Raw genomic sequence first — 22,513 nt, 5'->3', positions numbered from 1 at the left:
GCCGTTTTTCATCTTTATCGCTTCAATGTAAAATTTCCTGTAAAAGTCTGACCATCAACATCTAATTTATACCAATAGTCTTGTGACGGTAGAGCTTTGCCTTGATACGTCCCATCCCAAACAAAAGGAGCCTTTACTCCAGATGCAATTAACTTTCCGTATCGGTCAAAAATATAGATGCTAAATTCATTAAAAAACCTGTCTGCTGGAATTCTAAAAAAGTCATTAAAGCCATCGGCATTTGGGGTAAAAAATTGAGGAATCTCTAAATGCGGAAATTCTATAACTTGAATTCCACAATCATTACTTTGAATACTTATATTGTATAAACCGCCAGCTACGTTTTCAAAAATTGGAGAAGTCTGAAAATTTTGACCGTCTATTGAAAAAGAAAAATCGCCTTGGTTTTCTAATGAGATAATAATATCTCGACCATCACTCACAATATCACTAACGACAGCTTCATCTAAGAAAGCTACTTCAAAGATTTTTGTAGAAGTGCGACCGTTTGGTGTTGTACGTTCAACACTAAAACTGCCTGCTTCATCAACTTCAATTTGTGGTGTGGTTTCATCGGTTGACCAAAGATAGGTTAAATTTGAACTTTCAGCATCCAAAATAACGGAATCACCTGGGCAAATGGCTATGTTTTCGGTTTCATTCTCAGGAGTGCTGTTTATAGTTAAACTAATTGGAGTACGGGTTGGGGAAATGCAATTACCAACAATTGTTGTGCTTTCGGCATAAAAAGTACCTTCATTATCAGGTTCAAAACTAAAGCTATTTTCAAGTAACAAATTCCCACCATTTGGAGAATCATACCAATCTATACTAATATTAGAATTGTTCTGAACTTCTAAAACAACACTTTCACCATCACAAATTTCAACATCACCTAAACTTACAGCTGGAATAAAACTTTGGACATTAATTTCAAATACATTAGAAATGCTATTACACAAATTGTTGTTCACATTAATTAAATCTTCTGAAACTTTGACTCTAAAAAATTGAGTAGAATTAATGTTATTAAGCTCTAAAGTTTGAGAAGTTTCACCAGGAATATCATTCCAATTGTTGTTATCATCACTTTGTTGCCACTGATAAAAATGGTTGTCATAAACTGAAAAATCAGGTACAGCTGTCAGCGAGAGACTGTCAATATTTTCGTTTTCACAGACTTCAAGGCTATTAGTATTGTCTTCATCAAAAATTTCAGTTAAATCTCCACAAGACTTAAAGGCAATGTCGTCTATGGCTAAATCATTTCCACATCCGCCTTCACCGTTGTTGAGCATTTTTAGAATTATTGATGTTTGCCCTGGCAAAGTTTCAAATGTAACAGCAAATTGCTCCCAACTAGGGTTTGTTGTGCCAGGAATATCACCAGTACTCCCTTCGGATAGAAGTGTGGTATCGGTTTCGTCCCAAATTTGAAATCTTACGTTTACTGGAATACCTGTGCCAGGACATGCCGCTGACGAAGCATCATAAATGTTTACAAGAAATGCTGAAAATTCATAGGGATTGTTTTCACACAAACCACTAATGGGAATTTGAAAAAACAAACCCGCATCAAAAGATGCATTCACAATTAGAGCTTTGCCGTTAACGTCACCAAGAGTGTTATCAGGAATGTTATGAAAACTACCCAACTGCATCAAATTTGATGAAATGGTGTATTGCCCATCTTGTGCTTCTTGGTCAACAAATGTATAAGTTGTTACACTGGCACCAAGTGGCGGACCATTAGTAGTACCTTGACCAAAATCTTCTTCAAAAATAGCTTCACCTGTATTGCCTTGGCAAAAACTTATTTGTGACCAACTATTCGAGTAAACAATTGAAAATAAGATTAAACTGTATAAAAGTCTTGATTTCATATATATAACTAAGCTTGCTAATTTAATAATTTAAAGCTTTCATCTATCAGCTTTTACTATGGATTACAAGTATTTATCAAATGAACATTATTTTTTATCTATCGATAGCATTTTCTTAAAGCTTCTATACTTTTCTCAGCATTATTAAAAGCATTGGAGCAAGTTTTGTTTTGACAAATAAAAATTTGATTTAGATGTGATTTAACTTTGTGTTGAAGCAGAGGTAAATTTTCAGTTAAGCCACCACAAAAATTACAAAATGGCCAATAGTGTTGTTGTATTTTACTAAGGTTTTCTAAAGCATCAGGACCAGTTATAGCAACATCAATTTGACCTTTATGAATAGCAATATTGAGCTTGTGCCAACGAGCAAAATAAAGCTTGTATTTTTTATTCAATGGTTTGACTTTTTGAAGCATTTGCTTGGCAGTTTCAATATACTTTTCATTGTATAGCATATGCCCAAGTCGCCATAGATTTTCGGCCATCACAGCATTTGAAGATGGTATAACGTTGTCGATAGATTCTATTTTTCGAGCGATGAGTTGTGTTGATTTTTCGGTGTAATAAAAAAGATGTTGGTCTTGGTCAAAAAAATTGTTGTAGCAAAATTCTACTAAGTTTTCTGCAATTTTTAAATATCGTATTTCAAAACTGATCTCATAGCTATACAATAAGGCTTCTATAAAAAAAGCATAGTCGTCTAAAAATCCTATTGGTGTAGCGTTATCCATCAAACGATTTACAGAAGAGGAATTAGTAATACTTTTTTTAATAAGATTCTGCATAAGGTCAAAAGCTAATTCTTTATACGTTTCGTCTGACAAGGCTTGGTAAGATTTAATTAAACCCTTAACCATCAAGGCGTTATGAGCTGTTATTAACTTGTTGTCTAAACCAGGTTTTTTACGCCTACTTCTTTCAATTTTAAGTTTGGTTTTAATATCTGATAACTGCTTGGTGGCTTGCTCAGATGAAATTTTAAATGTATCAGCCAATTTTTGTAAAGGTAATTTTTGGGCTAAAATATTTCTTTGGTTTTCCCAATTTCCGTTAGGCTCAAGCCCAAAAAAGCTTTCGGCGAGTTTAAATTCATCTCCGTTTAAAATTTGCTTTAATTCCTGAAACGTCCAAGTGTAAAATAAGCCTTCTTCATCATCTGAATCAGCATCAAGAGCGGAATAATAACCGAGATGATTACTTTTTAAATCTGCATTCAAAAACCAGATAGTTTCTTCTATACATTTTTTGTAGTCTTGATTGTGTGAAACTTTATAAACATCAGCATAGAGGCTAATCAATTGGGCATTGTCGTAAAGCATTTTTTCAAAATGTGGTGCAAACCAATTTTCATCTACACTATAACGTGAAAAACCACCACCAACCCAATCATAGATGCCACCTTCCAACATTTGATTTAAAGTTAAATCAATAACCTTTAAAGCTTGTTCATCTTTGTAGGTTACAAAATATTCTAGTAAACTATCCCAAACGACAGGCATGGGAAATTTTGGGGACTTATTGATTCCACCTTTTTCAAAATCAATATGTTGATACCAAGATTTATAAGATTTTAACAATTCATCTTCCGAATGATTTTCAGTTGAAACTTGGGTGTCAAAAATATCTATACTATCAATGCTATCAGTTAATCTTTTGGCGGTTTTAATCAAGGTTTCGGGTTGCTTTTTATAGGCTTCAGCAATATTTCTTAAAATTTTTATCCAGCTGTCCTTAGGAAAATAAGTTCCTGCATAAAAAGGTCTGCCATCAGGTAGTGCAAAAACATTAAGTGGCCAACCACCACGACCCGTTAGGATTTGTGCAGCATCCATATAAATTTGATCAATGTCAGGTCGCTCTTCTCGGTCTATTTTTACGTTGATAAAATAGGTGTTCATCAAAGTTGCCACTTCTTCACTTTCAAAACACTCATGAGCCATCACATGACACCAATGACAAGCTGAGTAACCTATGCTTATCAACAAACATTTGTTTTGATCTTTAGCCAATTGAAGTGTTTGCTCATTCCATTCTTGCCAATGTACAGGATTATCTTTGTGTTGAAGCAAATAAGGATTTGAAGATTGAGAAAGCGTGTTTTTGAGCATAGTATAATAAATGGAAAAATCAACCCAAATGTAAATAATATAGAGTGATTTTAAGCTTACTTTTGTTATCGTTTTGCTTTTTTCTAATTTTAAAATACTTAAAAAAATTTAAAACTCAAACCATCCACTTTAATTTTTACAAATAATTACTTTTGCAGTTATAATTTAAGAAAGTGTTTAAACCTAAAGAAATTACAAAAGTTATTGACAACATTAGCATAGGCTATTCTGCACCAAGCAATATTGCTTTAATTAAATATTGGGGAAAATATCCAATACAAATTCCAGCTAATCCATCTATCAGTTTTACGCTTCAAAATTGTAAAACAGAAACATTTATAGAGGCTAAAAAAAAAACAAAGCCTACAAATACTTTCGATATAGAAGTTTTGGTTGATGGCAAAATACGGGAAGACTTTAAACCTAAAATTTTAAAGTTTTTTGAACGTGTTGAGCCTTATTTTTCATTTCTTAAAACCTACTTTTTTAAAATAAAAACTCATAATACATTCCCGCACAGTAGCGGTATTGCTTCTTCTGCAAGTGGTTTTGCAACTTTGGCTTCGTGTTTGGTTAGGCTTGAACAATTGCTTTCTGAAAATGAAACCGAAAATTTAGATGTTCAAAAAACATCTTTTGTTGCTAGGTTAGGTTCAGGAAGTGCTACAAGAAGTCTTTCAGGGCCAATGATGTTGTGGGGCAAGCATAAAAACATTGAAAACAGTCAAGATGAATTTGCCATTCCACATACTGATATTGCAGATGTTTTTAAGACCTATCAAGATGTTATACTTTTGGTAGATAAGGGTCAAAAGCAAGTCAGCAGTAGTATAGGTCATGAGCTAATGCAAAACCATCCTTTTGCAAAATCACGCTTTGAGCAAGCCTATAAAAACATGTCCGCTTTGATAGAAATTCTAAACAATGGTGATTTAGATAAATTTATTAGCATTACAGAAAATGAAGCTTTATCTTTACATGCTATGATGATGAGTAGCCAACCTTATTATATTTTAATAAAACCCAAGACTTTAAACATCATTGAACAGGTTTGGGAGTTTAGAAAATCCACCAAAATTCCGTTGAGCTTTACACTTGATGCGGGTGCTAACGTGCATCTGCTATTTCCTAAATCACACAAAGAGAGAGTTTTAGAATTTATTAATACAAGTTTAATTGGCTATTGTCAAAATGAACAGTATATTTGCGATAATATCGGTCAAGGTGTAATACCTTTATCATAAACCAATATATTATGAAAGGTCCTTTATTTTATTCAAAAATTTTATTATTTGGTGAATATGGAATCATTAAAGACTCTAGAGGCTTATCCATTCCATACAATTTTTACAAAGGTGCTTTAAAAATCGATGATTTAGATTCTGATCTTAAAACAAAATCTAACCGAGAATTATCATCTTATGTCAATCATTTAGAAAGTATTCATCATAAAAAAGATACGCCTGTAAAATTTGATTTAGAAAGTTTGAAAGACGATATCGGACAAGGCATGTATTTTGACAGTAGTATTCCACAGGGTTATGGCGTTGGGAGTAGTGGCGCTTTAGTCGCGACTATTTATGATAAATACGCTTTAGAAAAAATAACCATTTTAGAAAACCTTAACCAAACTAAACTTCAAAAACTCAAAAAGATTTTTGCTGAAATGGAAGCCTTTTTTCATGGTAAATCTTCTGGCTTAGATCCTTTAAATAGTTACTTGAGTTTACCTATTCTTATCAAATCTAAAAATAATATTGAACCTGCTGGCATTCCATCTCAAACCAAAGTTGGCAAAGGTGCCGTATTTCTACTTGATACGGGCAAAGTAGGTCAAACTGCACCGATGGTTAATATTTTTATGGAAAACATGAAGCAAGAAGGCTTCAGGAAAATGTTGAAAGATAAATTTATAAAGCACACTGATGCTTCTGTAGATAGTTTTCTGAAAGGCGATATCAATGCATTGTTTTCTAACGTAAAATCACTTTCAAAAATTGTTTTAGAAAATTTTAAACCTATGATCCCTAAACATTTTCATAGCTTATGGGAAAAAGGCATAGAGACCAATGCTTACTATCTCAAACTTTGCGGTTCTGGTGGCGGTGGCTATATGCTTGGTTTCACTGAAGATATTGAAAAAGCTAAAAAAACTTTAAAAGATTATAAAGTTGAGGTAGTTTACAACTTTTAATACACACAATCATATGGTATGAGCAGTTCAAATAAGTCCATAGTTTATAAACTTGTAGGCTTGTTTGTTAATGTTAGAGGTTATAATATCTTAGTCATTGTCTTGGCACAATATTTAGCTTCAATATTTATTATTTCTCCAGACTATCTCTCTTTAAGAGATGTTTTATTTGACTTAAACTTATTTTTAATTGTGTTTTGTACAAGTTTAGTCATAGCTTCAGGTTACATCATAAATAGCTTTTATGACTCAGAAAAAGATATTATAAACAAACCTTTAAAAACCTATATAGACAATACCGTTAGCCCACAAACTAAGCTTTCGGTTTATTTTATTTTAAATTTTTTAAGCGTTATTCTGGCCAGTTATGTCTCTTTTAGGGCAGTAATTTTTTTTTCAGCTTATATTTTTGGGATTTGGATATATTCTCACAAACTAAAAAAAATTACTTTTTTAGGAAATATCATTGCGACTCTGTTAGCTATAACCCCTTTTTTTGCGGTTTTTGTGTATTTTAAAAATTTTGAGAAAGTGATTTTTTTTCATGCTATATTTTTGTTTTTACTCATTTTAATCAGAGAAATAGTAAAAGATTTAGAAAACTTAAGTGGCGATTTTGCTCTGGATTACAAAACTTTACCCGTAAAATATGGAGAAAAAACTACAAAAATAATATTGAGTATTCTCATTGGTTTAGCCCTGATAAGTAATCTATTGCTCATAAAATACTTTGATTTGGGCTATATGGACTACTATTTTTATGTCAGTTTAATCGGTTTTGTAATTTTATTTCTATTAATTTGGAACTCTAACCAAAAACTTCAATTTACCCTTATCCACAATTTGCTTAAACTGGTCATAGTTGTTGGTGTTTTTAGCATTTTACTTATTGATGTGGATTTGGTTTTAAAGAAAATTATTAATTTTTAAAACCCTGTGTTTTAGTTAACTGATAGGTTGGTCATAACAATTAAATGTTTTTTGTCTTAGGCTCAATAGCATAAACGCATATAAAATCTTCAATTTCAAAAAAATTTAAGTGGTAATGTTTTTTTAAACCGTGATATGTCACTTCAGCATCAGTTGTTGACGTTTTAAAATCAAAATCGACTACATAAATATCGTGCAGAAACAACAATCCTTGCTTTCCAAACAATTTATACAAAGCTTCTTTTGCACCCCAAACTATGGTTAGTTTTTTTATTAAATCTCGCTGACCTAATGAACGGTATTCTTCTATTGGTGTGAATTTTGGAGCTATACGTTTTATTTTTTCGCGTTGCTTTTCTATATCAACGCCAACTTTCCTATCACTCACGATGACCGTCGTAAATTGGTATGAATGAGAAATTGAAATATGTTTGCCATCTTTGAGATGAGGTTTGCCATTGTCGTCATAGTCCAGATCAAAATCAGTATATCCAAAATTTTTGAGCAAATGCCTGATGCTAATAAATGCCCGTCTGTGTATATCAGATTTCATGGCATCAAAACGTCGCTGACAATAGGCTGAAAGTTCAATACCTTTTGAGAGTTCTTCTAAAGTTTCTTCAACTTTCCAGATTTGAAGTTTTGAAGTTTCATCTATTGTTATTGTTTTGTAAACGGGCATAGTTTTATAAAGATTATGTTTAATTTTGCCAAAATTTTAAACAAATATACAAGATGAGTTCAAAAACAACGAATTACATTCCTTATAAAGTAAAAGATATTTCACTGGCCGAATGGGGTCGCCGAGAAATTGAATTAGCCGAAGCAGAAATGCCAGGCTTAATGTCACTAAGAGAAGAGTGCGGTGCTAAAAAACCTTTGAAAGGTGCAAGAATTGCTGGTTGTCTTCATATGACCATTCAAACGGCAGTATTGATTGAAACATTAGTGGAACTCGGTGCTGAAGTCACTTGGAGCTCTTGTAATATTTTCTCTACACAAGATCACGCTGCAGCAGCCATTGCCGATGCTGGAATAGCAGTTTATGCCTGGAAAGGTATGACCGAAGAAGAATTTAACTGGTGTATCGAACAAACTTTATTTTTTGGCGAAGAGCGCCAACCGTTAAATCTAATTTTAGACGATGGTGGCGATTTAACCAATATGGTTTTAGATCAATTTCCCGAACTAGCCGAAGGCATCAAAGGTCTTTCTGAAGAAACTACCACAGGCGTTCACCGTTTGTACGAACGTATGAAAAATGGCACTTTACCAATGCCTGCCATCAACGTCAATGATAGTGTAACAAAATCTAAATTTGACAATAAATACGGTTGTCGTGAATCTGCAGTTGATGCTATTCGTCGTGCAACTGACCTTATGTTGGCTGGAAAACAAGTTGTGGTTTGTGGTTATGGCGATGTTGGTAAAGGCACAGCGACCTCTTTTAAAGGTGCAGGTTCAATTGTAACCATTACTGAAATCGACCCAATTTGTGCTTTACAAGCCGCTATGGATGGCTTTGAAGTCAAGCGTTTAGAAAACGTATTGCACAAAGCTGACATTGTGATTACCACAACAGGAAACAAAGATATTGTGCGTGGCGAACATTTTAAAGCCATGAAAGACAAAGCTATCGTCTGCAACATTGGGCATTTTGATAACGAAATTGATGTGGCTTGGTTAAAACAAAATAGCGATGGTCCTAAGGTAGAAATCAAACCACAGGTTGATAAATATACTATTGATGGCAAAGACATTATTCTATTGGCTGAAGGTCGATTAGTCAATTTAGGTTGTGCTACAGGTCATCCAAGTTTTGTGATGAGTAACTCGTTTACCAATCAAACTTTGGCTCAAATAGAGTTATGGGAGAACGAAGATAAATACAAAAATGAAGTCTATATGCTTCCCAAACATCTCGACGAAAAAGTTGCAGAATTGCACTTAAGTCGTGTTGGTGCAGAGCTTACAAAACTCAAAAAAGACCAAGCCGATTATATTGGCGTTGATGTTGATGGACCATTTAAGCCTGAGTATTATAGGTATTAAAAGTTTATAAAACAACAAGTAAGGAAAATCAAATTTAAACCTCACAAGTCTTCGAGACCTGTGAGGTTTTTTAGTGTTACATTATTATTTTAGTTTAAAAGTCTATTATTCATTTTTTTAAGAATCTAACTAATCAATTTTGAATTCATTAGTGCATTCGTGGTAAATTTAAAATAAATTCCTATTTTGTTTTGCTTGTTTCGTTTATTTCGTTTATTTTTGATTTAAATCAAATCCGAAATGGAACTGTTTAAGACTATAAATAAACCAAGCAAAGACGAACAAAAAATTGCTTTCTCTTCTTATGATACTTTAATTTCTGTTATTAATAAAATTAAAACAGAACATCCTATCATTGAAATAGAAGAGACTGAAGAAAAAATTAAGTTGCCCTTAAATGCTTTAAAATTATTAGGGAACATTTTGAAGACTATGAGCGAAGGTAAAGCATTCTCTTTAGTGCCTTCAGCCACAGAAGTCTCTACACAAAAAGCGGCGGAAGTTTTGGGTTGTTCAAGACCCCATTTAGTGAAACTATTAGAGAAAGGAGAACTCAACTATACAAAAGTCGGCAAACATCGTAGGCTAAAATTTGAAGATGTAATGGACTATAAGATACAAATGAAAGCAAACCAAAAACAACACATCATCGATATTATGCAGTCTGATGAAGAATCAGAATTGTATGATTCATAGTGTGAAATTTATTGCCGTATTAGACACAAATGTTGTTTATCCCTTAGAAGTGAGAGATTTGCTTTTTTGGTTCGCTTATTATGATTTGTTCACACCCAAATGGAGTAAACACATTTTTGACGAATGGAAAAGTGTTATGTTTAGAAAAAATATTTCAGAGAAAGAGGCTAATAAAAGAATTAGAAAAGCAAATTTAGCTTTTCCGTATGCATTTGTTAAAAACTATTCAGGCTTGATAAATGCCTTATCACTTCCTGACAAAGATGATTGCCATGTTTTAGCTGCACGCCATTAAAACTAATGCAAATGTAATTGTTACAAATAACCTAAAGCACTTTCCGAATTCATATTTAGCATCCTTTGGTTTAAAGGCTAAATCTGCAGACGATTTTTGCACAGATTTAATCGATCTTAATATAAAACAATCTGTCGAGGCTTTTAGAGAAATGGTCTTTAACAAAAAGAACCCTAATCTTGATGAATATGAAGTATTAGACATATTGAGAAAAAGAAATCTAAAAAATACTGCCGATTTTTTACATTCTCAGTTGTAAATCATTTCAATTTACTTCACCAGCTTTATCAACTTAGGATAATTTAAGTTCGTTTTGCCTTTATTTGTTTTGACTGCAAAAATTACTGGTAAAGCCATATTTAGTACATAAAGACCTATAAAAATAAAAAAGAAATATTCATAATCAGTAGTGTCCGATAAACATTTTTTAAAAGCGGGATTTCCTATATAGGATTTTCCACTTATTTTTATCTTAGTTTTTCCACAAAACTTACATGTGAACAAAAGTAAAAATTTTAGCGGTCAACCCATTATCAAAAAGGTTTTAAGTCTTATTTTACCCAACGATGTTTATCGAACAACAATGATTAACTTATATTTAACAAAACAAAAAAATACAAGTTGTAATTTTGGTTATGTTCAACTTTAAAATTTAATTATCATGAAAAATTTTTCAAAAATTATTGTAGTATTATTTTTTGGAGTATAGACATCCAATCATGCTGTTAGCGAGCTGAATTCAGTTGCAGAAAGTACAGACGGCTATGTGGTAAACGACTGTTCGTTTGGAGAAAAACTATTAGCCACAGACATGCTATATTTTATTGACATCAAATTAAATGGGTCAGTAACTATTAGTGATTGCACTATGACTTATGATATTACAGTTAGTTATAGCATTTTTGATAATAAGGTCACTAGAGTACGTGGAAATTTAACTTTCAGTGGTTCTTGCTCGGGCTCGGTTGATTTTGATATAGAATTGAGGTCTAATAGTGATGGTACAATTAATGAATTGCCGGTCATCTATGATGTGGATGTTAATAATAAACGTGATTTTGAACAGTTTCTTGTTAAAGAAATCAATCAAGCTATAATCAATAATTGAAGATAGTATTGCTATTTTAAAAGCCACTCTACGTTTAGAATGGCTCTGTTTTTCTTAAGTTAGATAATTTTAAGATGAATATTATGAAAACTAAAAAATTAAATTTTAATAGTGGTTTAGTAATTGTGTTTTTATTACTTAATCAACTTTCTTTATTTCCCCAAGATTCTTCTCTACAAAATTCCAAGCATGATTCAAAAAAGTTTGTGCCTTCATTCTTTTCATACAAGACAATTATTACAAATGATTTGGGAACAGATATTTCTTTAGAAGAAAAAATCGCTAAATCTGCATTTGATAATATTCAAAGAGATTTTATAGCAAACTCTAATGTTCTTCTCTTAGATGGTTATACTTTTCCCAATCTCAATCCCGGTATATCAGTGAATATTGAGGATCAAAATTTCGTGATCTCTTATCGACAAGGAAATTTCAAGAAAGATGTGTCATCTGATGAATGTTACGAATTTGAACCTGTCAACTTCAAAAAAATGCAAAAACCCGATATGTTCAAGCTCAAACCTACAGAAAGTGCATACGTTCACGAGGATGGTAATTTTATTGTAGTTATCGATAGCACTTTGGATTGGAAAATTCAACCTGCTCTCTTTGCAAAACAAATGTTCCCTTATGGTGTATCGAAAGTTTACGATAAAAATGAAAAAAAATTAACAAAGCTCATTCATGTTGAAAACGCAACATCCGAACAAATCTCTAAATTGGAATCAAATGATTTTAATTCTACCAATTGTACTAAAATTACTAAAATTAAACCATCTTTTTTGTAATGTAAGATAAAATTGTGGCTAAATTAAGTATATTGGAATTTTGTTCATGTGACTTTAAGAAAATGCGATCCAACATTTCTCACTTATTTATAGATATTTTCATTTTCTATGCACTTAATAGTTCGGGGGCTCAAGTTTTTAGTTTAGTCAAATCTGTTTGTTAGTTTGCACTAAATACGGTTCAATACCTTACTTAAGAACTTTTTTTAACGAACATATTGTCCCAATTAGCCGATTATATTGGCGTTGATGTTGATGGACCATTTAAGCCTGAGTATTATAGGTATTAAAAGTTTATAAAACAACAAGTAAGAAAAATCAAATTTAAACCTCACAGGTCTTCGAGACCTGTGAGGTTTTTTAGTGTTACATTATTATTTTGGTTTAAAAGTCTATTATTTATTTTTGAAGCATGTAACTAATCAGTTTTGAATTCATTAGTGCATTCGTGGCAATTACTTATTATAAATCAATCTACTTCACAAACTTTATCAATTTAGGATAATATATTTGGGTTTGCCCTTTATTGGCTTTGACTGCAAAAATTATAGGTAAAACTATGTTCAAAACATAAAGCCCTGCAAATACGTAAAAGAAATACTCATAATTTCCGTAATGCAAAATTTTGAATAGAGCAAATGTTATGATTGATAAAAAAGAAACAACAGTCCAAACCATCTGAAAGTTTAATAGATTGGCTCCTATAGTGTGAAGTCCGATAATTTTATCTTTTTTATTCATCCACAGTATGAGAGGAAGAATAATATTCCCCATAGGAATAACAAGAAAACTCAAAACAGACAAATGAAAAACGACTAAGAAATTATGATTGGTTTGTTTCCCATAATCTAAAATATCTTCAATATTGACCTCCAGAACATTACAGATTAATTGCAGGGTTTTACCGCGTGGTTCGCTCTCGGCATTTTCTATGCGTTGAATGGTTCTTAAATTAACTTTTGCTCGGTCGGCAGGTTCTTCTTGTGAAAGTCCTTTTTGGTTACGAATGCTTTTGATTTTTTGTCCTATATTTTTCATAAATTGTAGGATGTTTTTATTTATCCAAAATTAGCATTTATTTGCTCATAACTCTTACAGTTTTAAACCGACAAGTTAGCGACATTTTTGCCTTAGCTTTGGAAATTGCACAATAGATTTGCAAAAAAAATTTTATTTTTACAAAATGCAAACAAGAACAACATCTTTAAATTTACTCAAAAAATATTTCGGTTATGATAGTTTTCGCCCCAATCAAGAAGCTATTATTCAAGATTTAATAGAGCGTAAAGATGTTCTTGCTATTATGCCAACAGGTGGTGGTAAATCTTTGTGTTTTCAATTGCCAGCTTTGATGCTTGATGGCACTGCAATTGTGGTTTCGCCACTTATCGCCTTGATGAAAGACCAAGTAGATGCCTTGCGAGCCAACGGAATTTCTGCAAATTACTACAACAGCTCATGACCTATTGAGGTTCAAAATCAGGTGTTAAATGATTTACATCAACAAAAAATCAAACTATTATATGTCGCACCCGAAAGTTTAAAACTATTAATACCACATCTCAAGGAAACCCAAATTAGCCTTTTCGCCATAGACGAAGCCCATTGCATTTCGGCTTGGGGTCACGATTTTAGACCAGCTTATCAAGAATTAAGTCAGCTAAAAGAGAAATATCCAAACATTCCAATTGCTTTGCTTTTACGGCTACTGCCGATACGGCAACACAAGATGATATTTTAAATCAGCTGAACATCACAACAGCCCAAAAACACTTAGCATCTTTTGATAGAGCAAACCTGTATTTAGAAGTCAGACCAGGCACCAAACGTTTACCACAAATTTTAGAGTTTTTAAAAAACAAACCTGATGAAAGTGGTATTATTTATTGTTTAAGCCGAAAAGGCACAGAAAGTTTAGCTGATAATTTGGTCAATTACGGTTATGATGCACAAGCCTATCACGCAGGTTTAGACTCTGATGAACGCAGTCAAATTCAGGATGATTTTGTCAACGACCGCACACCGATTATCGTGGCTACCATCGCCTTTGGAATGGGCATTGATAAAAGCAATGTGCGTTGGGTGATTCACTACAATATGCCCAAAAATATAGAAAGTTATTACCAAGAAATTGGTCGAAGTGGTCGCGATGGTTTGCCAGCTCATACGTTGCTTTTTTACAGTTATTCCGACGTTGTAAAACTCAGAAAATTTGTTGATGAGTCTGCAAATCAAGAAGTTCAGTTGGCAAAACTTGAACGCATGCGACAATTTGCTGAGGCTTTGAATTGTCGGCGAATTACATTATTGAATTATTTTGGCGAGCATACCTCTGAAGATTGTGGAAATTGTGATAATTGCAAAACGCCACCCCAATTTTTTGACGGCACTATTTTAGCTCAAAAAGTTTGTTCAGCAGTATATCGACTCAAACAAAAAGAGCCCATAACTATGTTAATTGATGTGTTGCGAGGCTCAAGAAATGCTCAGGTTTATGACAAAGCTTATCAAAACATCAAAACTTATGGCGTAGCCAGAGATGTGCCTTGGTTAGACCTTCAACAATACATCATCCAAATGATAAATCAAGGAATTCTTGAAATTCGCTTTCACGAAAAAGGACGATTGCTATTGACACCTCTGGCTAAAAAAATACTGTTTGAAGGTCAAAAAGTGAAACTGGCAAGATTACAAACTCAACCCAAACCACAAGAAGTTACCGATTTACCTCAACAACATTCATCAGGTTTATTTGATGAATTGCGACAGTTGCGAAAACAAATTGCCCAAGAAGAGCAAGTGCCAGCTTATGTGGTGTTTAGCGATGCCAGTCTAAAAGATATGGAAAAGCAATTACCTCAAGACGGAAAAGATTTTTTACAAGTCAGTGGTGTTGGTGAAGCTAAAAACAAAAAATACGGACAACGGTTTTTAGCAGTAATCAAAAAATACCAAAAGCAAAAAAAATCAAAATCTAAACAGACTAAAGGTTTGAATTCAACTCATATCGAAACTTTTAATTTACTTGAAAAGGAACATTCTGTAAAAGACATTGCTAAAAAAAGAGAGCTCAAAGAAGAAACCATTTACAACCATTTGACCCGTTTGCACCAAGCAGAAAAACCGATTGACCTGTGGCAATATATCGACAAAACAGAAGTTGAAAGCATTTTGAAAGCCAAAACAGAATTAAACTTAGAAGAAGAAGCACTCAAACCCTATTACGAGTATTTTGAAGAAAAAATGCCGTATTGGAAAATTAAGATGGGCTTGTATTTGGGTGAAATTGAAAGCGAAATAAATTAATGCTTATTACTTATCTTCCTCAATCTCTCTAATCAAATACACAAATACTGGAAAGTGGTCACTGTAGCCTCCAGTAAACCCACCAGCAAAACTTCTATAAGGATAACCTTTCCATCGACCTTTAGGAGTTTGCAAAAATGTTGGTGCAAAAACACCAGATTTATAATATCTAAATTCAGAATAATCTTCACTATTGAGCAAAGGCTCGCTAAAGAAAATTTGATCAAAAATATCCCAACTGCCACGATAGGCGATTGTGCCACCACCTTTTTTACGAATTTCTTCATAAGGATTATAAAATTCTTTAAAGCCAACTTCTTCTTTGTTAAATTTAGCACCGATAACTTCAGCAATACTTTTGTTATATGGTCCATCATTAAAATCACCCATGACCATAATTTTAGCGTAAGGATCTATAGCTTGTAAAGAGTCAATGGCTTTTTTAGTAACTTTGGCGACAGTAAGTCTTCCTGGCTCAGAACGCTTTTGCCCGCCACTTCTAGATGGCCAGTGGTTGACAATAAAATGAAAATCTTCTCCTCTTAATTTTCCAGATACAACAAGCACATCGCGGGTATAGTTACGCTTACTTTTATCTATTCCATAAAATATTTTGACTTCATGAGCCACAGAATTTGTAGGAATAAACTGTGATTTTTGGTAGAGTAAACCTGTATCGATACTTCTTTCATCAGGCAGATCATAATGAATCACACCATAATTAAATGGACGTAATCGCGGATGATTGACCAAGTCGAGAAGCACATCATCATTTTCAACCTCACAAACCCCAATTATAGCTGGTGGCACTCCAGCAAAATCCGTTCCAATTTTAGAAATAACTTTTGCCATATTGGCAATTTTCTTTTTATAAACATCAGGTCGAGCCGTCGAATCCATTTCCATAATTGGTGAACGCTCATCTAGTTTATTTGGATCATCTTCTATGTCAAATAAGTTTTCTTGATTATAAAATGCCACAGTTAATATCCTGTATTTTTTATCTTGAGATCTTGCACTAAAGGCTATGAGCAATGCTAATGTAAGCAGTCTTAAATCTAAAATTGTTTTCATGTAATATTATTTAATTGTAAATTTTTTAATTTTTATGGTTCAAAAATAGGGAATAAATAAATATTAAATACATTTGCAGTCAAAACATAATAATTTCTTAAAGAGGTTAGACTCATATAATTTTTCAACCAATGAATAAATCAATTTTTCTCTCTTTATTTCTACTTTTTTCTAGTTTAGTTTTTAGCCAGCAAACAAGTGTAACTGGTATTATTGTTCAAGACGTTGATGAGCAACCTATTCCTGATGTAGAATTAAGCATAGAAGGGACATTACTGAGTGTCAAAACCAACAACAAAGGTGTTTTTAACTTACAAGGTTCAGAATTACCACTTGGCGAACAAATGCTGTTAGTCGATAAAGAAGGCTATGTGTCTAAACGATATCCTATCATTATTAACGAAGGCGAAACTTTAGACTTAGGCACTTTATACATAAAAGTAGATATTAGTGAAGAGTCAGAGCAAACAGGCATAATCAGTTTATCAGACAACGAATTGGCTAGCGATGACAATGTTTTATTCAATGTCTCTGGTTTACTCCAATCTACACGTGATGTGTTTTTAAGAGCAGCGTGGCCTATGATTTTAGTGCGACATTTTTTAATCCGCGTGGTTATGACAACGCCCGTGGTAAAGTCCTGATTAATGGAATGGAAATGAATAAATTTTCAACCGGAAGACCACAATGGACGCAATGGGGTGGCTTAAATGATATCCAAAGAAATCGAACACTAAGTATGAATACTCATGCTAATGAATTTCAATTTGGTGATCTTGCTGGAACAACCAATATTGATATGAGAGCTTCTGGTCAACGCAAAGGCGGACGTGTGTCTTTTGCGTCTTCAAACCGTTCTTATCAAGGCAGAGTTATGGGAAGCTATAACTCTGGCATATTGTCTAACGGCTGGTCTTACTCCGTATTAATGTCTAGACGTTTTGGCGAGGAAGGTTTTCAAGATGCTACGCTTTACGATGCCAATTCATTTTCTGCTTCGGTAGAAAAACAAATCAATGACAAACACAGTTTAAACTTTACTGGCTTTTATACTCCAAATCGAAGAGGTTTATCTAATGCTATAACCCAAGAAGTTGAAGACCTGAAAGGTCGTCGATACAACCCAGAATGGGGTTACCAAAATGGAGATAAACGAAATGTAAGAATCAGAACCATCGAACAACCAGTATTTATGTTAAACCACTATTGGGATATCAATGAAAATATTTCCTTAAACACCAATGTTGGCTACCAATTTGGAACTCTGGGAACAACCCGTATTGATAATGGTGGAACCCGAAGAATTCAAGGACCAAATGGTGAAGATACCTACATCGGTGGTGCCAGAAATCCTTCACGAGTATATTGGCAAAAGCTACCGAGTTACTTTTTGCAAGACCCAAATCCTACAACAACAGACCTCGCAAACGCATATACAGCTCAACAAGCTTTCTTAGAAGATGGTCAATTTGACTGGAATGCCGTTTACGAAGCCAACTTAAACAACGCCATTCTTGGTGGCAACTCCACCTACATCTTAAAAGAAGATTTGGTTGACGATGATTTGATACAGTTTAACTCTGTATTGAACGCTAAACTTAATGATAGAATAACTTTAAACGCCAGTGTTGATTACCGTTCATTGAACAGTGAAAACTATGCAGAAGTTGCGGATTTACTCGGTGGGCAACAATTTTTAGATATAGATTTCTTTGCTGATGAAAACACGCAAGCTATTGGCTCTGCTGTTGATGTTGCTCAATCCGACTTAAGAAACCCAAACCGATTAGTGGTTGAAGGCGACCGTTATAAATATAATTACGAAATAGACGTTGAAGAATACAACGCCTTTGCACAAGCTCAATTTCAATATGATTGGGTGGATTTTTACGTAGCTGGTAAATTTGGACAAACCACTTATCAACGAACTGGTTTATATGAAAACGGATATTATCCTGGTGAACAATCCTTTGGTGAAGGTGAAGAACTTAGTTTTGATAACCTCATGACTAAAATTGGTGGTGTTTTTAAAGTTAAAGGCGGTCATTATTTAGATGTTAATGCGACTTACATTCAAAAAGCACCAACGATAAGAAACTCTTATAGCAACCCGAGACAAAACAATATGGTTGTTGAAGACCTTAAAGAAGTAATTTCTACCTCGGCAGATTTGAGTTACATCTACCGCTCGCCTATAATTCAAGCAAGATTAACAGGTTATTATACCAAAATAGAAGATGAAACCAATGTCGGTTTTTACTTTACCGAAGACCTTACAGGCTTTAATTCAGACAACGCCAGTGCTTTTGTACAAGAAGTGATGACAGGTATAGATCGCCAACACATTGGTGCTGAATTAGGAATTGAAGCTCAAGTCACACCAACCATAAAGCTTAAAGCTGCTGGTGCTTGGGGTCAACATACCTATGATAGCAACCCTAATTTATACTTAACAAGCCAAGATTTTGGCACTCAAAAAATCAGATTCGGAAGTGGTAAAACTGCTTTGAAAGACCTTAAAGTATCAGGTGAATCACAACAAGCCTATCAACTTGGTTTTGAATATCGCGATCCTAATTTCTGGAACATCGGAATTACTTCAAACTACTATTCAAATGCTTATGTTAGTCCGAGTGGTTTAGTAGATTCAGAAAACTTTAGATTAGACTTAGATAATCAAGAGTTTGCAAATTTTGACCCTGACATTGCCAGACAAACTTTGAAACAAGAAAAATTTGACGATTATTTCTTATTCAACGCCATCGGTGGAAAATCATGGAAAGTTGGTGATTACTATATTGGCTTTTTTGCTGTGATTAACAATATTTTTGGCGAAAATTACATCACAGGTGGTTTTGAACAATCGCGCAAAGCCAATTACCAAAACCGTACCGAAGACCTTAATCGAGATAAACCATTATTTGGCAACCGCTATTTTTTTGGAAGAGGCACAACTTACTATTTAAATGTATATGTTAGATTTTAAATTTTATATAAAGAACAAATTAATAATACAACGATGAAAACAATTTCTTTTAAACTTACGTTTTTATTTATCTTAGCCCTTGGGTTGATGACAACCTCATGTGTTGAAGATGATGATTTTGATATACCTGATGTAACCGTAACAGATCCTGAAATAGATGGCGAATTGGTCACTATCGGATCTATCCTTGGCACAATCCAACAAAATCAAGGTGAAAATTTTACTATAGAAAGCAACATTTACGTAGAAGGATATGTCATATCTTCTGATGAAGCTGGTAATTTTTTTGAAGAACTTATCATTCAAGACAAACCAGAAAACCCAACAGCTGGGATAAGAATTTCAGTTAATGTCAATCCTTTGTTTACCAAATACAACTTTGGACGTAAAATTTATGTCAAATTACAAGGTCTAACGGTAGGCATAACAAATGGTGTAGCTGCAATAGGAACAGTAGATGGCAACAGAGTTGGACAAATTCAGGAAAGTCAATCTGAAGATGTGATTTTAAGAACCGCTGAAACCGCTGAAATTGTACCATTACCAGTATCAATCTCTGATTTTTCAGATAATTTAGAAAATTTGTATGTTCAATTGAATAATGTACAATTCCCTAGAAGTAGTGTCTTAGTTGATGAACCGCTTACGTTTCTTGCTGAGCCTGCAGATGAATTTGACGGTGAGCGTGTTCTTGAAAGTTGTGATTCAGGAAATACAACTATAGTAAGTACAAGCACTTTTGCAGATTTTAGATACTTAACGTTACCGACTCAAGCTGGAAGTATGGCAGGTGTGTTGTCTAGAGACTTTTTTGATGAAAAGTTTATTTTTGTTTTAAACACTCCAGAAACCATCAATTTTGATCAAGAGCGTTGTGATCCTGATTTATTATTCTGTGATGGTCCAAGTGGCGGCAGTACAACCATTTTTGAAGAAGATTTTGAAGTAAGTAATATCAGTAACCTAACTGGTTGGACTAACGTAAATGTTTCTGGAGGTAATTTAGATTATATCATTAGTTCATTTAGTGGTGATTCATATGCACAAATTTCAGGATTTAACTCAGGTGAGACTGATTCAGAAGCTTGGTTAATCACGCCACAAATTGACCTATCGGCTACTGTTGAAGAAGATTTGAGCCTACAAATTCAAACCAACTATGATAATGGAAAAATCTTAACAATATTTATTACAGACAATTATACAGGAGATCCAACAACTACTGAATGGACACAGCTTGACCTTGAAATTCCAAGTGGCCCTAGTAATGGTTTTGGAGTATTTCAACCTGTCAGTCCAACAAACATAAGCTGTGCAGGTGAAAATGTTTGGATTGGTTTCCGATACATTAGCTCTGATCCTAATGCAACAACTCGTTATCATATAGATGATGTAACTATTACAGGTAACTAAAAAAAACATATTTATATATTTAATAAGCCGTCCTATTCAGGGCGGTTTTTTTATTTTTAAACCATGAAACTAAATTTTTCAAGAATCATTCAAGGTTGTATGACTTGGGGTGTTTGGGGTAAAAACTTCAACACTTCAGAGATGGCAAAGCGTATTTCAGAAAATGTCGATATAGGCGTTACCACGTTTGACCACGCTGATATTTATGGCAACTATACTACAGAAAAAGCCTTTGGACAAGCCTTTCAGCAAAGTGAGCTTCAGCGTAATAAAATTCAACTGATTAGCAAATGTGGCATTCAACTCATTAATGAGGAACGAGACAGCTATGTAAAGCATTATAATTATGATTCTTCATACATCATAAAACAAGCTGAACAATCGCTTAAAAATTTAAAAACAGATTATCTCGATTTGTTTTTGCTTCATCAGTCAAGTCCGTTGATGCAAAACAACGAAATTTTAGAAGCAGTCACTCAACTCAAAAAACAAGGCAAAATCAAAGCCTTTGGCGTGTCTAATTTTACACCACAACAAATCGATTATATAAGTCAAAACATAGAAGTGTCAGCGAATCAAATTGAATGTTCGCTAACACACACACAACCTATTGATGATGACACATTGCTTTATCATCAGCAAAACAACATCACAACAATGGCGTGGTCACCATTAGGTGAAAGTTTAAAACTTGGAGAAAATTCTGTTTTAAAGCAAAACCTTAATAAACTTTCAAAACAGTATAATTGTTCAATATCACAATTGGTTTTGGCTTGGTTGCTACACCATCCAGCCCAAATATATCCTGTTATTGGAACAACAAACCCAAAACGGGTCAAAGCGGCTTTAGGCAGTCTCGATATTACATTAAAGCATCAAGATTGGTTTGTGTTATATGAAGCGGCAAGAGGACATGAAGTGAGTTGAATTATTAAATTATAAAAAAATCATTTTCAGAAATTTCATAAACAGCTTCAATAACATAAATGGATGTTTCAGCAACATATTTTGATATTTGAAAGATTTATAATGTGTTAAAAGAAATAATTTATTGAAATTTGTAAAAAAAATAAATCCCATGAAAACATTAAAATCAACACTTCAAATTTTATCTTTATTTTCAATTTTACTTTGGTCTTGCCAATCAACAGCTCAACGCTCAAAGATAAGAAATGCTTCTCCTGAAGATATTGCTACAAAACAAACAAAATACCAAAGCAAACGTCTCGATTTATCTGATAATCAAACAAAACAACTCAAAAGCATCAACTTAAAATATGCTAAGGAACTTGAAGCATATCGCGAAAAAGATAAATCTGAACACTCTTATGAAGAAGTGCAAACTTTAAAACAAAAACAAAACCAAGAAGTCAAAGCTATTTTATCAGAAGAGCAATATCAACAATACATAGCCTTGAAAAATGAAAACCAAGAACGCTTAAAAAAGAGACGTGAAAAAAGGATGAAAAAAGGACAAAATAACCAAAAACAGTTTCAAAATCAAGGTAAATAGAGTTCAGTTAACACAACAGAATAAGAGAAGTCTTACAAATAATCTTAACAGGCATCATAATTTTAGTATGATGCCTTTATTTTTATTGTTTTATAGGTCAAACTGATAAAAATCATTACCAAAACTTTTTATTTAGCGTAATTTTAAATCAAAATTATTTGAGA

General features: G+C 33.4%; 20 protein-coding genes and 1 pseudogene. 16 read left to right on the top strand and 5 right to left on the bottom strand.

What is annotated here, in order from left to right; all coding sequences use genetic code 11:
- Positions 1 to 14 precede the first annotated feature (14 nt).
- Both IGB25_RS11920 and IGB25_RS11915 read right to left on the bottom strand, forming a co-directional pair.
- Complete coding sequence (locus IGB25_RS11920; protein ID WP_211065196.1) at positions 15 to 1,883, bottom strand: T9SS type B sorting domain-containing protein; 1,869 nt, start codon at positions 1,881 to 1,883, stop codon at positions 15 to 17.
- Between the two features lie 98 nt (positions 1,884 to 1,981).
- Entirely contained in the window at positions 1,982 to 3,994 is a 2,013-nt protein-coding gene (locus IGB25_RS11915) for a thioredoxin domain-containing protein (protein WP_211065195.1), read from the bottom strand.
- 173 nt (positions 3,995 to 4,167) lie between these two features.
- Between IGB25_RS11915 and IGB25_RS11910 the strand changes: the two genes are divergently transcribed.
- The 3 genes from IGB25_RS11910 to IGB25_RS11900 are packed head-to-tail and all read left to right on the top strand — an operon-like array spanning position 4,168 to position 7,118.
- Entirely contained in the window at positions 4,168 to 5,238 is a 1,071-nt protein-coding gene (locus tag IGB25_RS11910) for a diphosphomevalonate/mevalonate 3,5-bisphosphate decarboxylase family protein (RefSeq protein WP_211065194.1), read from the top strand.
- A gap of 11 nt (positions 5,239 to 5,249) precedes the next feature.
- Complete coding sequence (locus IGB25_RS11905) at positions 5,250 to 6,188, top strand: mevalonate kinase (protein WP_211065193.1); 939 nt, start codon at positions 5,250 to 5,252, stop codon at positions 6,186 to 6,188.
- Between the two features lie 18 nt (positions 6,189 to 6,206).
- Positions 6,207 to 7,118 carry a geranylgeranylglycerol-phosphate geranylgeranyltransferase gene (locus IGB25_RS11900; protein ID WP_211065192.1) on the top strand — a complete coding sequence of 304 codons (912 nt, stop codon included), beginning with the start codon at positions 6,207 to 6,209 and terminating at the stop codon, positions 7,116 to 7,118.
- A 40-nt stretch (positions 7,119 to 7,158) separates the two neighbouring features.
- Here IGB25_RS11900 and IGB25_RS11895 read toward each other — a convergent pair whose 3' ends face one another.
- Complete coding sequence (locus IGB25_RS11895) at positions 7,159 to 7,800, bottom strand: 4'-phosphopantetheinyl transferase superfamily protein (RefSeq protein ID WP_211065191.1); 642 nt, start codon at positions 7,798 to 7,800, stop codon at positions 7,159 to 7,161.
- A 53-nt stretch (positions 7,801 to 7,853) separates the two neighbouring features.
- Between IGB25_RS11895 and ahcY the strand changes: the two genes are divergently transcribed.
- The 6 genes from ahcY (at position 7,854) to IGB25_RS15695 (ending at position 12,347) form a co-directional block, all read left to right on the top strand.
- The gene (gene ahcY, locus IGB25_RS11890) at positions 7,854 to 9,170 is read left to right on the top strand and encodes an adenosylhomocysteinase (RefSeq protein ID WP_211065190.1); all 1,317 of its coding nucleotides are present in this window, start codon (positions 7,854 to 7,856) and stop codon (positions 9,168 to 9,170) included.
- A 240-nt stretch (positions 9,171 to 9,410) separates the two neighbouring features.
- The gene (locus tag IGB25_RS11885; protein ID WP_211065189.1) at positions 9,411 to 9,866 is read left to right on the top strand and encodes a helix-turn-helix domain-containing protein; all 456 of its coding nucleotides are present in this window, start codon (positions 9,411 to 9,413) and stop codon (positions 9,864 to 9,866) included.
- A complete protein-coding gene (locus tag IGB25_RS11880; RefSeq protein WP_211065188.1) occupies positions 9,856 to 10,161 on the top strand; it encodes a PIN domain-containing protein in 306 nt (101 codons plus the stop codon). Before IGB25_RS11885 ends, IGB25_RS11880 begins: the two co-directional genes overlap by 11 nt.
- A 766-nt stretch (positions 10,162 to 10,927) precedes the next feature.
- Positions 10,928 to 11,269 (top strand): hypothetical protein, encoded by a 342-nt coding sequence (locus IGB25_RS11875; RefSeq protein ID WP_211065187.1) that lies wholly within the window; start codon positions 10,928 to 10,930, stop codon positions 11,267 to 11,269.
- Positions 11,270 to 11,352: 83 nt separating this feature from the next.
- Positions 11,353 to 12,057 (top strand): hypothetical protein, encoded by a 705-nt coding sequence (locus IGB25_RS11870; protein WP_211065186.1) that lies wholly within the window; start codon positions 11,353 to 11,355, stop codon positions 12,055 to 12,057.
- Between the two features lie 218 nt (positions 12,058 to 12,275).
- Complete coding sequence (locus IGB25_RS15695) at positions 12,276 to 12,347, top strand: hypothetical protein (RefSeq protein ID WP_371815988.1); 72 nt, start codon at positions 12,276 to 12,278, stop codon at positions 12,345 to 12,347.
- Positions 12,348 to 12,531: 184 nt separating this feature from the next.
- Here IGB25_RS15695 and IGB25_RS11860 read toward each other — a convergent pair whose 3' ends face one another.
- Positions 12,532 to 13,095: a helix-turn-helix domain-containing protein gene (locus tag IGB25_RS11860; protein WP_211065185.1), complete on the bottom strand. Its 564-nt coding sequence runs from the start codon at positions 13,093 to 13,095 to the stop codon at positions 12,532 to 12,534.
- A 145-nt stretch (positions 13,096 to 13,240) separates the two neighbouring features.
- On the opposite strand from IGB25_RS11860, the pseudogene IGB25_RS15690 reads away from it, so the two are divergent.
- Together IGB25_RS15690 and IGB25_RS11855 are read left to right on the top strand one after the other, a co-directional pair.
- Positions 13,241 to 13,798 (top strand): annotated as a pseudogene (locus IGB25_RS15690) (DEAD/DEAH box helicase).
- Entirely contained in the window at positions 13,708 to 15,363 is a 1,656-nt protein-coding gene (locus IGB25_RS11855; RefSeq protein WP_371815987.1) for a RecQ family ATP-dependent DNA helicase, read from the top strand. The pseudogene IGB25_RS15690 and the gene IGB25_RS11855 overlap by 91 nt, the downstream one beginning before the upstream one ends.
- Before the next feature lie 6 nt (positions 15,364 to 15,369).
- Here IGB25_RS11855 and IGB25_RS11850 read toward each other — a convergent pair whose 3' ends face one another.
- Complete coding sequence (locus IGB25_RS11850; protein ID WP_211065184.1) at positions 15,370 to 16,437, bottom strand: endonuclease/exonuclease/phosphatase family protein; 1,068 nt, start codon at positions 16,435 to 16,437, stop codon at positions 15,370 to 15,372.
- 131 nt (positions 16,438 to 16,568) lie between these two features.
- Between IGB25_RS11850 and IGB25_RS15685 the strand changes: the two genes are divergently transcribed.
- From IGB25_RS15685 to IGB25_RS11830, 5 genes are all read left to right on the top strand, one after another.
- Positions 16,569 to 17,081 carry a hypothetical protein gene (locus tag IGB25_RS15685; protein ID WP_371815905.1) on the top strand — a complete coding sequence of 171 codons (513 nt, stop codon included), beginning with the start codon at positions 16,569 to 16,571 and terminating at the stop codon, positions 17,079 to 17,081.
- A 14-nt stretch (positions 17,082 to 17,095) separates the two neighbouring features.
- Positions 17,096 to 19,423, top strand: a complete 2,328-nt coding sequence (locus IGB25_RS11845) for a TonB-dependent receptor (RefSeq protein WP_371815904.1) — start codon at positions 17,096 to 17,098, stop codon at positions 19,421 to 19,423.
- Positions 19,424 to 19,456: 33 nt separating this feature from the next.
- Entirely contained in the window at positions 19,457 to 20,836 is a 1,380-nt protein-coding gene (locus IGB25_RS11840) for a DUF5689 domain-containing protein (protein WP_211065183.1), read from the top strand.
- A gap of 63 nt (positions 20,837 to 20,899) precedes the next feature.
- The gene (locus IGB25_RS11835; protein ID WP_211065182.1) at positions 20,900 to 21,763 is read left to right on the top strand and encodes an aldo/keto reductase family oxidoreductase; all 864 of its coding nucleotides are present in this window, start codon (positions 20,900 to 20,902) and stop codon (positions 21,761 to 21,763) included.
- Between the two features lie 151 nt (positions 21,764 to 21,914).
- Positions 21,915 to 22,349 carry a hypothetical protein gene (locus IGB25_RS11830; protein ID WP_211065181.1) on the top strand — a complete coding sequence of 145 codons (435 nt, stop codon included), beginning with the start codon at positions 21,915 to 21,917 and terminating at the stop codon, positions 22,347 to 22,349.
- Positions 22,350 to 22,513 lie beyond the last annotated feature (164 nt).

It is taken from the genome of Flavobacterium sp. CS20, from assembly GCF_018080005.1.
In the GTDB taxonomy this organism is placed as follows: domain Bacteria; phylum Bacteroidota; class Bacteroidia; order Flavobacteriales; family Flavobacteriaceae; genus Psychroflexus.
This window is presented reverse-complemented; position numbering and strand designations above follow the sequence as displayed.

What these genes read in the sequence shown, in the direction of transcription:
- IGB25_RS11835 (WP_211065182.1), top strand. Translation starts at nt 20,900, where the DNA reads ATGAAACTAAATTTTTCAAGAATCATTCAAGGTTGTATGACTTGGGGT.
- IGB25_RS11870 (WP_211065186.1), top strand. Translation starts at nt 11,353, where the DNA reads ATGAAAACTAAAAAATTAAATTTTAATAGTGGTTTAGTAATTGTGTTT.
- IGB25_RS15685 (WP_371815905.1), top strand. Translation starts at nt 16,569, where the DNA reads ATGAATAAATCAATTTTTCTCTCTTTATTTCTACTTTTTTCTAGTTTA.
- IGB25_RS11895 (WP_211065191.1), bottom strand. Translation starts at nt 7,800, where the DNA reads ATGCCCGTTTACAAAACAATAACAATAGATGAAACTTCAAAACTTCAA.
- IGB25_RS11840 (WP_211065183.1), top strand. Translation starts at nt 19,457, where the DNA reads ATGAAAACAATTTCTTTTAAACTTACGTTTTTATTTATCTTAGCCCTT.
- IGB25_RS11850 (WP_211065184.1), bottom strand. Translation starts at nt 16,437, where the DNA reads ATGAAAACAATTTTAGATTTAAGACTGCTTACATTAGCATTGCTCATA.
- IGB25_RS11905 (WP_211065193.1), top strand. Translation starts at nt 5,250, where the DNA reads ATGAAAGGTCCTTTATTTTATTCAAAAATTTTATTATTTGGTGAATAT.
- IGB25_RS11915 (WP_211065195.1), bottom strand. Translation starts at nt 3,994, where the DNA reads ATGCTCAAAAACACGCTTTCTCAATCTTCAAATCCTTATTTGCTTCAA.
- IGB25_RS11920 (WP_211065196.1), bottom strand. Translation starts at nt 1,883, where the DNA reads ATGAAATCAAGACTTTTATACAGTTTAATCTTATTTTCAATTGTTTAC.
- IGB25_RS11880 (WP_211065188.1), top strand. Translation starts at nt 9,856, where the DNA reads ATGATTCATAGTGTGAAATTTATTGCCGTATTAGACACAAATGTTGTT.
- IGB25_RS11885 (WP_211065189.1), top strand. Translation starts at nt 9,411, where the DNA reads ATGGAACTGTTTAAGACTATAAATAAACCAAGCAAAGACGAACAAAAA.
- IGB25_RS11900 (WP_211065192.1), top strand. Translation starts at nt 6,207, where the DNA reads ATGAGCAGTTCAAATAAGTCCATAGTTTATAAACTTGTAGGCTTGTTT.
- IGB25_RS11860 (WP_211065185.1), bottom strand. Translation starts at nt 13,095, where the DNA reads ATGAAAAATATAGGACAAAAAATCAAAAGCATTCGTAACCAAAAAGGA.
- IGB25_RS11830 (WP_211065181.1), top strand. Translation starts at nt 21,915, where the DNA reads ATGAAAACATTAAAATCAACACTTCAAATTTTATCTTTATTTTCAATT.
- IGB25_RS11845 (WP_371815904.1), top strand. Translation starts at nt 17,096, where the DNA reads ATGAATAAATTTTCAACCGGAAGACCACAATGGACGCAATGGGGTGGC.
- ahcY (WP_211065190.1), top strand. Translation starts at nt 7,854, where the DNA reads ATGAGTTCAAAAACAACGAATTACATTCCTTATAAAGTAAAAGATATT.